At 55.1% G+C, this 14131-nt stretch carries 17 protein-coding genes and 1 pseudogene; 5 read left to right on the top strand and 13 right to left on the bottom strand.

Features of this window, described 5'->3' with window-relative positions:
- Positions 1–161 precede the first annotated feature (161 nt).
- The 11 genes and pseudogenes from ACYX34_RS19205 to ACYX34_RS19255 form a co-directional block, all read right to left on the bottom strand.
- Entirely contained in the window at positions 162–497 is a 336-nt protein-coding gene (locus tag ACYX34_RS19205; protein ID WP_462078189.1) for a hypothetical protein, read from the bottom strand.
- 131 nt (positions 498–628) lie between these two features.
- Positions 629–1342: a phosphoribosylformylglycinamidine synthase subunit PurQ gene (gene purQ / locus ACYX34_RS19210; RefSeq protein ID WP_462078190.1), complete on the bottom strand. Its 714-nt coding sequence runs from the start codon at positions 1340–1342 to the stop codon at positions 629–631.
- A 74-nt stretch (positions 1343–1416) separates the two neighbouring features.
- Positions 1417–1656, bottom strand: coding sequence for a phosphoribosylformylglycinamidine synthase subunit PurS (purS, locus tag ACYX34_RS19215; protein WP_462078191.1), 240 nt, complete (start codon positions 1654–1656; stop codon positions 1417–1419).
- Positions 1653–1871, bottom strand: a complete 219-nt coding sequence (locus ACYX34_RS19220) for a hypothetical protein (RefSeq protein WP_462078192.1) — start codon at positions 1869–1871, stop codon at positions 1653–1655. Before ACYX34_RS19220 ends, purS begins: the two co-directional genes overlap by 4 nt.
- Before the next feature lie 251 nt (positions 1872–2122).
- Entirely contained in the window at positions 2123–2827 is a 705-nt protein-coding gene (purC, locus tag ACYX34_RS19225) for a phosphoribosylaminoimidazolesuccinocarboxamide synthase (protein ID WP_462078193.1), read from the bottom strand.
- Between the two features lie 21 nt (positions 2828–2848).
- The gene (locus tag ACYX34_RS19230; protein ID WP_462078194.1) at positions 2849–3643 is read right to left on the bottom strand and encodes a chlorite dismutase family protein; all 795 of its coding nucleotides are present in this window, start codon (positions 3641–3643) and stop codon (positions 2849–2851) included.
- A complete protein-coding gene (purB, locus tag ACYX34_RS19235) occupies positions 3640–4977 on the bottom strand; it encodes an adenylosuccinate lyase (protein WP_462078195.1) in 1338 nt (445 codons plus the stop codon). The genes ACYX34_RS19230 and purB overlap by 4 nt, the downstream gene beginning before the upstream one ends.
- The gene (gene nusB / locus ACYX34_RS19240) at positions 4970–5431 is read right to left on the bottom strand and encodes a transcription antitermination factor NusB (protein ID WP_462078196.1); all 462 of its coding nucleotides are present in this window, start codon (positions 5429–5431) and stop codon (positions 4970–4972) included. The genes purB and nusB overlap by 8 nt, the downstream gene beginning before the upstream one ends.
- A gap of 145 nt (positions 5432–5576) precedes the next feature.
- A pseudogene (gene ribH / locus ACYX34_RS19245) lies at positions 5577–6032 on the bottom strand (6,7-dimethyl-8-ribityllumazine synthase); the annotation flags it as partial.
- Between the two features lie 58 nt (positions 6033–6090).
- Positions 6091–7299 carry a bifunctional 3,4-dihydroxy-2-butanone-4-phosphate synthase/GTP cyclohydrolase II gene (locus ACYX34_RS19250; RefSeq protein ID WP_462078197.1) on the bottom strand — a complete coding sequence of 403 codons (1209 nt, stop codon included), beginning with the start codon at positions 7297–7299 and terminating at the stop codon, positions 6091–6093.
- Positions 7300–7374: 75 nt separating this feature from the next.
- Positions 7375–8577, bottom strand: a complete 1203-nt coding sequence (locus ACYX34_RS19255; protein ID WP_462078198.1) for an MFS transporter — start codon at positions 8575–8577, stop codon at positions 7375–7377.
- 120 nt (positions 8578–8697) lie between these two features.
- Between ACYX34_RS19255 and ACYX34_RS19260 the strand changes: the two genes are divergently transcribed.
- The 5 genes from ACYX34_RS19260 (at position 8698) to ACYX34_RS19280 (ending at position 12669) form a co-directional block, all read left to right on the top strand.
- A complete protein-coding gene (locus tag ACYX34_RS19260) occupies positions 8698–9702 on the top strand; it encodes a sigma-70 family RNA polymerase sigma factor (protein ID WP_462078199.1) in 1005 nt (334 codons plus the stop codon).
- A 262-nt stretch (positions 9703–9964) separates the two neighbouring features.
- Positions 9965–10264, top strand: coding sequence for a GroES family chaperonin (locus ACYX34_RS19265; protein ID WP_462078200.1), 300 nt, complete (start codon positions 9965–9967; stop codon positions 10262–10264).
- A gap of 102 nt (positions 10265–10366) precedes the next feature.
- Entirely contained in the window at positions 10367–12010 is a 1644-nt protein-coding gene (groL, locus tag ACYX34_RS19270; protein ID WP_462078201.1) for a chaperonin GroEL, read from the top strand.
- 122 nt (positions 12011–12132) lie between these two features.
- On the top strand, positions 12133–12381 hold the full coding sequence (locus tag ACYX34_RS19275) for an antitoxin, RHH family protein (protein ID WP_462078202.1): 249 nt from the start codon (positions 12133–12135) through the stop codon (positions 12379–12381).
- A gap of 129 nt (positions 12382–12510) precedes the next feature.
- Positions 12511–12669, top strand: a complete 159-nt coding sequence (locus ACYX34_RS19280) for a type II toxin-antitoxin system RelE family toxin (protein WP_462078203.1) — start codon at positions 12511–12513, stop codon at positions 12667–12669.
- Positions 12670–12985: 316 nt separating this feature from the next.
- Here the strand turns inward: ACYX34_RS19280 and ACYX34_RS19285 are convergent, their stop codons facing one another.
- Together ACYX34_RS19285 and ACYX34_RS19290 are read right to left on the bottom strand one after the other, a co-directional pair.
- The gene (locus tag ACYX34_RS19285) at positions 12986–13321 is read right to left on the bottom strand and encodes a hypothetical protein (RefSeq protein ID WP_462078204.1); all 336 of its coding nucleotides are present in this window, start codon (positions 13319–13321) and stop codon (positions 12986–12988) included.
- A 613-nt stretch (positions 13322–13934) separates the two neighbouring features.
- A partial coding sequence (locus ACYX34_RS19290) for a [protein-PII] uridylyltransferase family protein (RefSeq protein ID WP_462078205.1) occupies positions 13935–14131 on the bottom strand: 197 nt, incomplete at its 5' end.

The raw sequence follows: 14131 nt of genomic DNA on the forward strand, positions 1-14131 counted from the left end.
ACGGTCACCATGGCTTTCAAGAGAATCCCCTGGACTCCCCAAGGTTCAGCGCAATGAACGCATGCCACAGGTTGTGTTGTGATAACACAACGGGACCGGCAAAGCACCGATTTCGTACTCCACCGGTCCATCAGTCTAAATTCTACGACTTCGAGCGTACCTTAATGCACGTCCACTTTCACAGTCGCTTCAGCCGCCAAGGTTTGATGATCTTTATCTGCCGCCACAACCTTGATCTCATGGGAGCCTGGCGACATTCCCTTGACGGTCCCTTTCCATCCCTTCTGATACTCACCATCCACAAAGCAATGTGCATGCGTCGCCTGACTGCCCTTCGTGAGTTCATAGACAACTTCAACGTCACTCCCGACCTTGGCGCCCGGTGCAGGACTCTTAATGGCAAGCTTGCTGCCATCATCCGTTGCCGCAAATGCCGTGAAACCAGCCCCCAAGGTCAACATTCCAACTGCCGCAAACATTACTACTACACGCTTCATCTCGCCCCTCCTCATTTATAAAAAAGAAATATAAAACTGATCGATAAGCAACTGACCCAATACTTTACCGCGAGAATAGCCCATCTTCAATCCTCTGCCGCACGACCGCAGCTGGGTGATCGCAGACCCGTTCATCCCGCTCCAACCCGTTGCGTTGGTCCCATCGACGTGATCATCGATTGAAAGAGGAGCCGCCCATCTTCATTCCCCAACATCGCCTCTGCGCAGCGCTCCGGATGCGGCATCATCCCCAGGACATTGCCTTCGGCATTGCGGATGCCGGCGATATTATCGAGTGACCCATTGGGACAAGCTCCCGACGTCACTGTCCCATCGGCCGTACAATATCGGAAGATAATCTGTGCATTGGCTTGAAGACCAGCCAATGTGACTGGATCGGTATAATAGTTCCCGTCTGCGTGTGCGATAGGAATCTTGAGCACCTGTCCTGACTTATAGAGGCTCGTAAACGGGCTCGCAGCGTTCTCGACTTTCACATAGGCCTCACGACAGATGAAATACAGCGATTGATTTCGCAGCATGGCGCCGGGCAACAATCCTGCCTCCAAGAGAATCTGAAATCCATTGCAAATCCCGATCACCAACCCACCCCCAGCGGCAAACTGCTTGACCGCCTGCATGACCGGGGAGAACCGCGCGATCGCTCCTGTTCGAAGATAGTCGCCGTAGGAAAACCCACCCGGAAGGATGATCGCGTCCAACCCGGCTAAGGACGTTTCCTTGTGCCACACCATGGAGACAGTTTGCCCTAGCACATCCTGAAAGACATACCGGCAATCGTGATCGCAATTACTACCTGGAAAAACAACGACACCGATGTTCATACGTTCCGTCCTGAGTACTGCGCGAGGAGATTGCGTGAGAGTTCAAGATTTTCTAAAACACTCAGTACACAGCACTACCCCAGCTCGTACCGATATTCTTCAATGATCGTATTTGCCAAGAGCTTCTCGCACATCGCCTTCACTTCAGCCTCAGCTTTGGCCTTATCGGTCTGATTGAGGTCCAGCTCCATATACTTCCCGACACGAACATTGGCCGCATGCCTAAACCCCAGCGAGTCCAGCGCATGTTCGATCGCCTTTCCTTGTGGATCCAAGATTCCCTGCTTCAGGGTGACATGAATTTTGGCTTTCACAATGAACGCTCCCGCTTCTCTTCGGCTTCATTCAGCCGATCTACATATTTCTTGATCCACAGAATCACGGCAATGGTCAGCCCACCACAAAACACCAACCCCACGAACGCCCACCGCCACGGCGACTCGTGCAGCCGATAGGCCATCACCCCAATAATGGCCGCCCAGACCACCACCGACGCGATCAACCCATAATTTAAGTACGCCCGCAGCATCTTTCTCTCTTTTCTTCCTCTCCCCCCTAAATTGAAAAGGGTGATCTGGGATTACCAGGCGACTTGTACGAAGGCTCGGACTAGCCGCACCCACGATCGACGCGATCTGCAGAGCAGACGGCGAGCACTGTTCGAAGTTCCGTTTGAGTTTCACTCAAAACGGAACAAGTTGCGCAGCCGAGCAAAGGAAGTGGTAGGTGCGGTCGAGCCGAAGTGTTGGAGCCGGATAATTCCAGCTCGCCCTTTCACCACTATCCACATACCCTTTTCAGCACCTCCTGATAGGCCTCTTCGATCTTCCCCATATCCTTCCGGAACCGATCTTTATCCATCGACTCGCCGGTTGCCATATCCCATAAGCGACAGGTGTCCGGAGAAATTTCGTCTGCCAGGATCAATTTGTTATGGAACACTCCAAACTCGAGCTTGAAATCGACCAACTGCATCTGCCGTTCTGCAAAGAACGGCTTCAGAACTTTGTTCACCGCGTGTCCCTGTTCGCGCAGCTCCCGCAAGACACCAGGCGTTGCGACATTCATCAACCGCAAATGGTCGTCATTGACCAGCGGATCACCCAGCGCGTCGTTTTTGTAGTAAAACTCAACAATCGCCGGATCAATCCGATTCCCTTCTTTCAATCCCAGCCGCTTTGCCAGACTGCCTGCCACCGTGTTTCGAACCACGACCTCGACCAGGACAATTCGAACGCGCTTCGCAAGCATTTCGCGATCATTCAACCGTTCCACAAAATGGGTGCGTATCCCACTCTGCTCCAACAGTCGAAAGAGGCGCTCCGAGACCTTGTTATTGATCACCCCTTTTTCGACGATGGTGCCGCGTTTCTGGGCATTGAAGGCTGTCGCGTCGTCCTTGAAATACTGGATGACCTGGTCTGGATTCCCGGTCGAAAAAATTTTTTTAGCCTTGCCTTCGTAGAGCAGTTCCCCTATCGGCATGATCGGACCTCAACCTTCAGCTCACTGAACCAACGACTCCATCACCTCGTCGACCGATTGCAGCACCCCTAAGATCGTCGGATGACCAAGTCGACGAACATACTGGAACTCTTTCACCTTCTCAAGCGACAATACCAAATGATGAAAGTCTTCTAGTTTCGAGGTTTCAAAATAGGTAATGAAGTCCAGGTCATCCAAGCCTGTCGAGTGATACAGTTTCCGTTTGACCGTCTTCACGTATGGAAGTGCGGCGACGGTATGTTCTTGCATCATGCTAACCTGCTTCTCACGATCCAGTCCCCACCATTCGGCCGATTTCTTGACCGGGATGACGATCGCATAAGGCTTCTGACCCGGCTCGCTCGGAGCCATGAGGTCCGCCTTCATCTGCTCAGAAAATCCAGGAACATACGTTGGTTTCTTCGTCAGCCCATGCATGATTCCGGCTGTTTTGAGATGTCGCCCGAATTGACTACTCTTCAAGTCGAGCAGAAACGCTTGAATGTCACGCAATTCCATCGCATGAATACGGAACAACAGATCGGCATGATCGGAAAGGCCGCGAAGCACGTACAGATCGATCGCCACATGCTCACGATGTTGTTCGACTACCCCTTTAAGCGTTGCCAGACGAGCGATGCGGATCGAGGAATCGAGTTTTCCCCACTGGTCATCAAGTGCAAAGACGGCAAAACTTCCATAGACTCCGGCATCGGTCAGGAGTTTCTCCCGATCCACCCCCGCAGAGGCAGGAGCAAACCAGAGCCCTAAGAAAAGGACGCAACACATCGCCGTCCGGACGAACAGGAGCATCATGACCTCGCCCTCCTTTTCTTGACGCCGGACGACACGCTTGTTCGTCCGAATACCCGTCGATAGATTTGGTCGAGATGGCGCAGATAGTATTGCGGGTTGAAACAGGCGGCAATCTCGCGCCCCTTCAGATGTTGTGAGATAAAGGGATCCTTTTCAGCCAAGTCTTGCAGTGCGCCGCCCCCCCGCCAGGACGCCATCGCATTCCGCTGAACCGCTTCATATGACTCTTTTCGTTGCGCCCCCTTATCGATGAGTGCCAACAGCAATCGCTGTGAATAGACCAGGCCCCCGGTCAGTTCGAGGTTCCGCCGCATGCGATCCGGATAGACGACCAGATGCTCGATGAGATCGGTGACCTTGGCCAGCATGTAATCGACCAGAATCGTACTGTCCGGCATGATCACCCGTTCCACCGACGAATGGCTGATGTCCCGTTCATGCCACAGCGCGACGTTTTCCATAGCGGCCAGACTGTTCGCCCGCACGAGTCGGGCCAGCCCGCACAAATTCTCCGAGACAATCGGGTTCCGTTTATGGGGCATCGCCGAGGAGCCCTTTTGGCCTTCGGAGAAATACTCCTCGGCCTCGAGCACTTCCGTACGCTGAAGGTGACGAATCTCCGTGGCAAATTTCTCGATACTGGCCGCAAGCAGGGCGAGCGCCGTCGCATAGGACGCATGGCGATCTCGTTGGACCACCTGATTGGACACAGGATCAGCCTTCAAGCCGAGCTTGGCACAGACATACTCTTCAATCTCGGGCCCCTGGTGCGCAAAGGTCCCCATGGCCCCGGACAACTTGCCGACCGCGATCTCGTTTCTCACCGATCGCAACCGTGCGTGATGGCGGCCGACTTCCTCGTACCAGAGGGCAAGTTTCAACCCAAAAGAGATCGGCTCCCCGTGAATGCCGTGAGACCGCCCCACCATCACCAGATCCTTATAGCGGAAGGACTGCCGTTGCAAGACAACCAGCAGCCGTTCGACTCCGCCTAGAATCACGTCAAGTGCCTCGGTCATTTGCATGGCCAGTGACGTATCGACGATATCCGACGAGGTCAGCCCCATATGAAGAAACCGGTGATCTGGCCCCACCGTGTCCACAAGTGATTCCAGAAAGGCGATCACATCATGTTTCGTGACTCTCTCAATCTCAGCGATCCGGTCGACGTCGATTTTGGCCCTCTTTCGGATTCGAGCTGTGGTCCCACGAGGAGCCAGCTTGGCCTGTTCAAACGCCGCACAGGCCTGGAGCTCGACTTCCAGCCAGATCTCATATTTGTGCTTCAAGTCCCAAATAGCCTTCATTTGGGGACGTGTATACCGTTCAATCACCGTCCGTTCTCCTCCACATCGGCCGATTCGGTTCCGCCCGCTTCGCGGCCAATCGTGACTCGGTCGCCAATGCCTTGTCCAGCACGGCATTCACAAACTTGGAGGCGTCATCATCCCCGAAACTCTTAGCCAACTCAATCGATTCATCCATCGTAACCTTCGCAGGGACCTCGTCGACCCACAGCAACTCATAGAGCCCGGCCCGCAAGATATTGCGATCGACGACGGGCATGCGATTCACAGTCCAGTTCGTCGCATACTTCGCGATGGTGGCATCGAGCTCCTTTCGATGTTCCAGCACCCCCCGAACCAGCCGCTCCGCAAAGGCCCGTGACTCATCAGAAACGGAGTACTCGCGCCAAAACTCATCCAGACGAAGCTCGCCCTTTCCATGAATGTCGTGCTGAAAAAGAATCTGCAAGGCCCGCTCGCGGGCTTGGTGCCGGGTGCCCATAGTCAGAACGCTAACAAGTCATCACGGTAAAAAGTTGGCACGTTTACAGAGTGACACGCGAGATGTGTCACCGTTTTATTCGTCCTCCTGCCCAACGATGTTGACTTGCCGATTTTCCACTTTCCAACTCGCGAACACCTCCCCGAAGCATCCGCATGACCTTCACCATCTCGATCGCAGATTGTGCCGCCGCACCGCCACGGTTGAATTTCCTCTCGTCCGCACGTTCCTCTGCCTGCGCCACAGTCTCAGTGGTCAGCACGCCAAAAATAATCGGCACCCCAGTCTCTAAAGCAGCCTGACCGATTCCACGACTCACTTCCGAGCAGATGTAGTCGAAATGGGGCGTATCACCGCGAATCACGGCACCCAAACAAATCACCGCATCAAAGCGATTCGCCCGCGCCATCGTACGAGCAACCAGGGGGAGTTCAAACGCCCCCGGCACACGCACGATCTGAACGTCATTTGCAGCCACACCGCAGTGCGCCAGGGTGTCGGTACAGGCACGCAGCAACTTGCTGGTGATCCGCTGATTAAACCGTGCCGCGACAATGCCGAACCGAAGTCCCACTGCCGTACGTGCTGGTTTCTTCGCCATGAATTTCAAGACTCCATCCACCGGCTTATTCGGAATCATGCCGGCCTGGTAGACCCGCTCAGACCTTCTTAAGGAGATGCCCCAGCTTCGCTTTCTTGGTCTTCAAATACCGCACATTGGCCGCACGGGGGGCAATCTCAATGGGAACCCGCTCCACAACCTTGAGACCATAGCCTTCAATCCCAACGATCTTTCTCGGATTATTTGTAATCAACCGAATCTGGTGCAGACCAAGATTCGCCAAGATTTGTGCGCCGACACCGTAGTCACGGAGATCAGGCTTGAAGCCGAGCTGCAAATTAGCTTCAACCGTGTCACTGCCTCGATCTTGAAGTCCATAGGCCTTGACCTTGTTGAGCAACCCAATGCCTCGGCCTTCCTGATTCAAATACAACAGGACTCCTCGGCCTTCCTTCTGGATGATGTCCATTGCGGAGTGGAGCTGGTCACGACAATCGCACCGCAGTGACCCGAGCGCATCGGCGGTCAGGCATCCGGAATGGACGCGAACCAGCGTCGGCATCCCGCCCTCAAGTCGTCCCTTCACCAACGCAATATGGGTCACGCCGTCGATTTGATTCTCAAACGCAACCGCCTCGAACTCACCAAACGTAGTCGGCAGCCTTGCGCTCGCTGCCCGTTTGACGAAGGTTTCCCTCCGCATCCGGTATTCGATCAAGGCCTTCACCGTCACCATCTTCAGTTTATGAGCCTTCGCAAATTTCGCCAGCTCCGGTACCCGAGCCATGGTCCCGTCGGCATTCATAATCTCACAAATCACTCCGGCAGGCTTGAGCCCGGCCAACCGTGCCAGATCTACCGATCCTTCGGTTTGTCCGGCACGCCGAAGCACACCCCCTGTTTGCGCCTTGAGCGGGAACACGTGTCCAGGGCGAGCGAGATCGCTCGGCTTACATTTTGAGTCGATCGCCACATGAATAGTCGTGGCTCGATCGGCAGCGGAAATACCGGTCGTAATGTCTTTCCGCGCATCGATCGAGACCGTAAACGCCGTCCCGAACATGGCGGTATTCTCCGCAGCTTGCTGGGGCAACTGCAATTCTTCCACCCGTTCAGGAGTCAAGGCTAAACAAATCAGGCCACGGGCATGCTTTGCCATAAAGTTGATCGCCTGCGGAGTGACCTTTTCTGCAGCGATGACGAGATCCCCCTCATTTTCACGATCTTCATCGTCAACGAGGATGATAAATTTCCCCTTCTTGATATCCCGAATCGCGTCTTCAATGTGATTGAACGGGCTAGGCATAAGGTACCCAATCTAGCACTTCAGACCGAACCTTGAACATGATTTTTTTGCCGGCTGCTTGAATGACAGGGGTTTTCAGGAAGGAAGATTCACCGGGGACGATCCGTTCGGACGTAACGCCACCATCACGGTCCCCCAGGCACAAACCGCAAGCCCGGCAAAGAGCCAACACCCTAGCTCGTAGCTCCCGGAGAGCCCCTTCATCGTGACGATCAGAATCGGGAGCACAAATCCACCGACGGCACCTGCCGCACCGACTACACCCGAAGCCAATCCGATATCCTGGGGAAACCATTCGGCGACAAGCTGAAAGACCACGCCGTTGCCGAACCCCATCGCCGCCGTCGCGACCACCATCATCACGACACCCATGCTGTGTGACGGACTCACGACGGCAACGACCGCCCCCGCAACAGCCGGCAACACATAATAGAGCGCCCGCAATCCCCCGTGCCGATCCGCCACATACCCGCCGACCGGACGGATCACACTGCCGATCAATCCACAGAGGGCCGCTACAATCCCAGCCGGAATCGCCTCGACACCATACACATCATGCAGTAAGAGTGGGATCACGCTGCAGAGCCCCACAAAGCCACCAAAGGTGACCGCATAGAGGAAGCAGAGCCAATAGGCCGATCGCTGCTGAATCAGCTCCACGACATGATGCCACCAGGCCCCCACGCAGACATCAAAAACCGGTGGCGTTCGTGGGACCAGCAACTCAAAGCCGACCAGGGTCGCCGCAACAACAGCGGCCATGATCCCACAGACCTGATGCCAGTCCATCACAGCCGCCCAACGCGGCGCCAAGAAGAGAATCAATACTGTACCGACATTCCCTGAGGCAGCAATACCCAGGATGAGTCCCTGAGCCGGAGGAGGATAGGCACGGCTGGCGATCGGAAGCGCCACGGCGAAACTCGCCCCAGCCACACCGAGACCAAGTGAAAAAACCAGTGCCTGCCCATAGCCGGTCACCCCGCCCCATCCCCACAACAACACCAGTAACTCCACCGCGAGAATCACAACCGCCGTATGGCGTGCCCCCAACCAATCCGCACTCCATCCGGCGACCATCCGTAACACGGCTCCACCGAGAAGGGGCAAGGATACCAGCCAGGCGACCTGGGCATCCGTCAACTGCAAGGCGGCGGCGAGCGGGAGGCTCATTGCCGCGACCAGCAACCAGACCATAAAACTGACCGTGAGGTGAACCCAGGCTCCTACCAGCGACGGCCAATGACCGCTTTTCACAATCCTCCAGACCTCGGACACCCTGTACCTCCCTATTCAGCCAGGCACTATAGGGGAGCCCCTTTGATGAGCGCAAGAGACCTCAGGCCCTTTCGTAAGACACCCTTCAGACGGCTCATTTCTGCTATAGTCACGCTCGCGATGAGTGACCAGGACCGGGTACAGAACGAGTCGGGCGAAGCCCTGGAGCCGGAAATCCTTGAGCCGCCAGATGACAAGGAGATCGAGGCCGACGCCGCATCACTGGTGCTGGACATCCCTGCCTCCGGCGGCTCCCAGCCTGCCGACAGCACCTCCGTGGTACCGGTTACCGCGCTGCAACAATACCTGGCCGAAGTCCGCCGTCACCCCTATCTGTCGAAAGAAGAAGAGCTGCAGCTCGTCCAGGAATACCGCACCCATGGCAGTCGAGAGGCGGCGGTCAGACTCATCATGGCCAACTTGCGCGTATCCGTGTCGATCGCAGCCGAGTATCTCCATACCGGCGCCGACCACATGGACCTGATACAAGAAGGCAACGTCGGCCTGATGCAGGCCATCAAAAAATTCGACCCCTCCAAGAACGTTCGTTTCTATGCCTATGCCGCCTGGTGGTCCCGGGCCTACATTCTCCGGTATCTCTTGCATACCTTTCGACTGGTGAAGGTCGGTACGACGCAGGACCAGCGGAAGCTGTTCTACAACCTCAAGAAAGAAAAGGCGAAGCTCGAACGGGAAGGGTTCTCACCCGATACGAAATTACTCGCCGACCGCTTGAATGTGCGTGAGCGTGACGTGATCGAGATGGACCAACGCCTCGGCAATTGGGAACTCTCGCTCGACCAGCCGATCGGAGAAGATCAAGAGGGGACGCTGCTGGACATCCTCCCCTCACACCAGGAACCCGCAGATGAACAGCTCGCGAACCACCAACTTCGGATGCTCTTCCAGTCAAAACTAGCCGAGTTTATTAAAACCTTGGATGAGCGGGACGAGGATATCCTAAGAAATCGTATTTTGTCCGACCAGCCCCTCACTTTGGATGACTTAGGGGAAAAGTACGGCATTACCAAGGAACGAACCCGTCAACTAGAGGCGCGCATCATCAAACGCCTCCGCGACTACATGAAAAAAGACATAAAAGATTTCGATAGCCTCCGAACATGAGGCCCCGGCCATTCTACCCTAGCCTCGTCCTGCCCAAATAGACATAGAGTATTGGTATCACAATACGTTATGATGCCCGATCATCGGGAGGGAAAAGAACGTCCGGGCGATAAAAATCCTCGCCTCCCCCTCTTGACTTGTGCCAACCAAGGGCTATCTCCACTCTCAGCCACACGGCTTCTTGGGATCACAAGCGAGTTCCGCTCAATTCCCAAACCGTCAACACCTAACGAATTAACTTTCATCAGGAGGAGGTTCTGCTATGGGTACCGCTGAGAAGGAGAAAAAGAATGTGGCCAAGGGGTTTCAACCCCTGGGTGAACGAGTGTTTGTGACCTATACCGAAGAATTGGAACGGACCGCCGGCGGCATTTATGTGCCGGATTCAGCAAAAGAAAAGCCACAACGGGGAGTCGTGCAAGCGGTCGGCAAGAAGGTGGAAAACGTCAAGGTCGGTGATCACGTCCTGTTCGACAAGTATTCGGGCAGCAAGCTTCGCATTGAGGATGAAGAGTGCTTGATTCTCAAGGAAGAGGACATCCTTGGGATCTTCACGACATAGCATCAATGGAAAAGTCGGCAAGTCTGAAAGCGACGAGATGCACTTTCTGACTTTTAATCTGTACAAACTTTCGCAACTTTTGACTAAAACGGAGGAACGATAATGGCAAAGCAACTTTTGTACGGCGATACAGCGCGCGCCTCCATCCTGAAAGGGGTGAACCAGCTCGCAGACGCCGTGAAGGCAACCCTCGGCCCGAAGGGGCGGAATGCGATTCTCGATAAGAAGTTCGGCGCCCCCACGATCACCAAGGACGGCGTCACCGTGGCGAAGGAAGTCGAGCTGAAGAACCCGTACGAAAATATGGGCGCGCAGCTGGTCCGTGAAGTGGCCAGCAAGACCAGTGATACGGCCGGCGACGGGACCACCACCGCCACCGTGTTGGCTCAAGCCATCTTCCGGGAAGGCGCCAAGAACATCACCGCCGGTGCCAATCCAATGGAAATCAAGCGGGGTATCGACAAGGCCGTCGAAGCCGTCACCGCCGAACTCAAGAAGCTCAGCAAGCCTTGTCAGAATAAGACCGAGATCTCCCAAGTGGGCACCATCTCGGCCAACAATGACAAGACCATCGGCGACTTGATCGCGGAAGCCATGGAGAAGGTCGGCAAGGACGGCGTCATCACCGTGGAAGAAGCCAAGTCCATGACGACCTCGTTGGACGTGGTCGAGGGCATGCAGTTCGATCGCGGCTATATTTCTCCGTACTTCGTCACGAATGCAGAGCGGATGGAATGTTCCGTGGAAGAGCCGCTCATCCTGATCAACGAAAAGAAAATCAGCAGCATGAAGGATCTCCTCCCGCTGCTCGAGCAGGTCGCCAAGATGGGCAAGCCCCTCGTCATCCTCGCGGAAGAAGTCGAAGGTGAAGCGTTGGCCACCCTCGTGGTGAACAAGCTGCGCGGCACCTTGAACGTCGCTGCGGTGAAAGCACCGGGTTTCGGTGATCGTCGTAAGGCCATGCTGGAGGACATTGCGATCCTCACCGGCGGCCAGGTGATCTCGGAAGATATCGGGATCAAGCTTGAGAACGTCAAGCTGACCGACCTTGGGCGCGCCAAGCGTGTCACGATCGACAAAGACAACACCACGATCGTAGAAGGCTACGGCGATTCCAAGAAGATCGAAGGCCGCGTGAAGCAGATCAAGGCCCAGATCGACGAGACCACGTCCGACTATGATCGTGAGAAGCTGCAAGAGCGGCTGGCGAAGATCGTGGGTGGCGTGGCCGTCATCAATGTGGGCGCCGCGACCGAGACCGAGATGAAGGAAAAGAAGGCCCGCGTCGAAGACGCCCTGCACGCCACCAAAGCAGCGGTGGAAGAAGGCATCGTCCCTGGGGGCGGCGTCGCCTATCTTCGTTGCATCAAGGCCATCGATGCCATCAAGGACATCCCGGCGGAGCAGAAGGTCGGACTCGATATTGTCCGGCGTTCACTCGAAGAGCCGATCCGACAGATCGCGACGAATGCCGGCGCGGAAGCCTCGGTCATTGTCGGCAAGGTTCGGGAAGACAAGACCGCCAACAACGGCTACAACGCCGCCTCGGACGAATATGTCGACATGATCAAGGCCGGTATCATCGACCCGACCAAGGTGTCGCGCTGCGCATTGCAGAACGCGGCCAGCGTGGCAGGGTTGATGCTCACGACCGAGGTTATGATCACAGAACTCCCTGAAGAGAAGAAGGAACCAGCCGCCGGCGGTGGACATGGCCACAGCCACGGCATGGAGGGGATGTACTAATTAGCTGATAGCTGACAGCTCTGAAGGGCTCGGTGGGAAACCACCGGGCCCTTCGTGTTTCTGGCCCCTCCCTACTCTCTCCAAGAAATGCCTCCACCGCAAGTTCAAACGCAGGAGGGTTCATGCCGGCGATTAATCCCCGGGTAAATGTCGTACTGGACGAACCGCTCTATCAAAGCCTCCGTCGATGGGCAAAACGCGACGGCATCTCATTATCATTGAAAGTCCGCGACCTCGTGAAGGATGCGCTGGACATTGAAGAAGATCGAGTGCTGACTGATATTGCCGAGCGGCGGATGGCAACGTTGGATCGAAAGACCGTAAAGACCCATGCGGAGGTGTGGGGTACGTCGAAACGTCCGAGGCGATGAGTGCCGTTCTCCCTCCACTACCACCCCGCTGTCGGTGAGGAAGATATCCCAAACATCCCGCGTAACCTTCGCCGTCGGATTGCTGAGGCTATCGAAGCTCGTCTGACTCTTCAACCTCACTAATACGGAGTGCCTCTTCGGAAAACCCTCAAAGGCTATTGGAAACTTCGCGTTGGAGATTACCGAGTGGTGTACAAGTTGGAGAAAGATGACGTGTTGATTCATGCCGTCCGGTACAGAAAAACGGTCTATGACGACATGCTACGCAGAATCGATCAGGACAATTAGCGCCTGCCACTGTTCGCAGACTTCACCAGAACCATCCGATCGGCAGGTAAAGCGAGAATATGATTTTTAAAGTGCAGTCCGAGGCAAATTCTTCCGAAAGGGAGCTGAGTTGAACTTCCCCATTTATGTCGATGGCCCCATGCACAAGCGACTCGAGCGCCTGGCTAAGCGCAAAGGAAAACCAGTGACGGGTCTAGTGAATCAATTGTTCAAGAGGGACCGGAGTTGCTGGAAAGCTTGTGTAACTCCAGGCGGCCAAACCGCGTACGGGAGAGACTCACCCAATTTGGGCGAGCCTCTCCCACTGAGTACGGCTCTAATTCACATTACAAACTGTCGGGGTTCCTCCAGGCAATGGGCTTGGCGCTTGATCAAGCCATGCATTCACCGGCGTTACCGACACAGTGCATTGCGCGTCCACCACGATGTCAAACACATGCCACCAGACCCTAATCCCTTCACCCACTGGTGGGGCAAAGACGGTGATGTTTCCATTTTGCGCGAGTTCTACTCGCCCAGGCGACTCTGTAATATTGGAAATATTGGAATCATTACGCCGGCTGTAGTTATGCACAACATAGCGATAAGTCCCTTGCATCAACTTGGTGATGGTGACGAAACCGCCCTCTCTATTATCTTGAGAAAATCTCATTCTGAACACATGGCACAGCGGACATCGTGCACACCTCTTCAGTGCACCGCAATACAGGCGAGACTCAACGAGCAAGAGCCATACCGATCGAAATGGTTACTCCTGGCTATCGCTCTGGTTTGCAATGACTGTATTCTGTGGGAAATTGGTGACTTGGCAGGTACCAACCACACTACTAAACTGCCAGCGAAGAGAGGAGAATCCCTGGTGTATCTAAGCGGATTCAGAATCTAATTCGATACAGTCCCGCAGCGCCTCGTTTGTAACCCACGAGATACCCTGTCGCCGTGCCCTCCGCACCAGTTGCCTGCAAGTCTCTCATTTGCGGCCATACCACATAAGGATTGACACCGTTCTGTTCACGCTGAAGCCTTCGGCCGTGACATTTACTCAACCAGCAGCTCGTCGGTGAGTTGAAGACTGGAACGAGAGATGAATAATAGTTTTGATGGAGAACTATCAAGAACGACCATCAGGGAACTCAAAAGGAGATCATTCGAGTGTTTCAGGGCAGGTCTAATAAGCTTGTCCGACTGAGATCGCCGAAGTTAAGTTTTCGCAAATGGCTCAGTGCGAGACTGTCGAGCCCTGGGTGTTTTACTCTTACTCACTGCTACGATTTTACGCCTACCATTTTCAGCGTGGCCTTGAAGACCACTGAAGTCTTCGGTTCCACAACAAGCGACTGGAAGGTCCGATGCACCAGCTCGGTGTGTCGCTGATGGTCGGCCTGGAAGGATTCGACTGCCTTCTTGCGATCCTCAGCCCCATACCCCATTCGAACGGCGCACCGTTCCAATTCATCTGCTT

It is taken from the genome of Nitrospira sp. CMX1, from assembly GCF_054902215.1.

Excerpts from the sequence above, each read along its gene's own strand:
- purQ (WP_462078190.1), bottom strand. The coding sequence starts at position 1,342 with ATGAACATCGGTGTCGTTGTTTTTCCAGGTAGTAATTGCGATCACGAT.
- ACYX34_RS19285 (WP_462078204.1), bottom strand. The coding sequence starts at position 13,321 with ATGAGATTTTCTCAAGATAATAGAGAGGGCGGTTTCGTCACCATCACC.
- purC (WP_462078193.1), bottom strand. The coding sequence starts at position 2,827 with ATGCCGATAGGGGAACTGCTCTACGAAGGCAAGGCTAAAAAAATTTTT.
- ACYX34_RS19275 (WP_462078202.1), top strand. The coding sequence starts at position 12,133 with ATGCCGGCGATTAATCCCCGGGTAAATGTCGTACTGGACGAACCGCTC.
- ACYX34_RS19230 (WP_462078194.1), bottom strand. The coding sequence starts at position 3,643 with ATGATGCTCCTGTTCGTCCGGACGGCGATGTGTTGCGTCCTTTTCTTA.
- groL (WP_462078201.1), top strand. The coding sequence starts at position 10,367 with ATGGCAAAGCAACTTTTGTACGGCGATACAGCGCGCGCCTCCATCCTG.
- ACYX34_RS19260 (WP_462078199.1), top strand. The coding sequence starts at position 8,698 with ATGAGTGACCAGGACCGGGTACAGAACGAGTCGGGCGAAGCCCTGGAG.
- ACYX34_RS19250 (WP_462078197.1), bottom strand. The coding sequence starts at position 7,299 with ATGCCTAGCCCGTTCAATCACATTGAAGACGCGATTCGGGATATCAAG.
- nusB (WP_462078196.1), bottom strand. The coding sequence starts at position 5,431 with ATGGGCACCCGGCACCAAGCCCGCGAGCGGGCCTTGCAGATTCTTTTT.
- ACYX34_RS19220 (WP_462078192.1), bottom strand. The coding sequence starts at position 1,871 with ATGCTGCGGGCGTACTTAAATTATGGGTTGATCGCGTCGGTGGTGGTC.
- ACYX34_RS19205 (WP_462078189.1), bottom strand. The coding sequence starts at position 497 with ATGAAGCGTGTAGTAGTAATGTTTGCGGCAGTTGGAATGTTGACCTTG.
- ACYX34_RS19265 (WP_462078200.1), top strand. The coding sequence starts at position 9,965 with ATGGGTACCGCTGAGAAGGAGAAAAAGAATGTGGCCAAGGGGTTTCAA.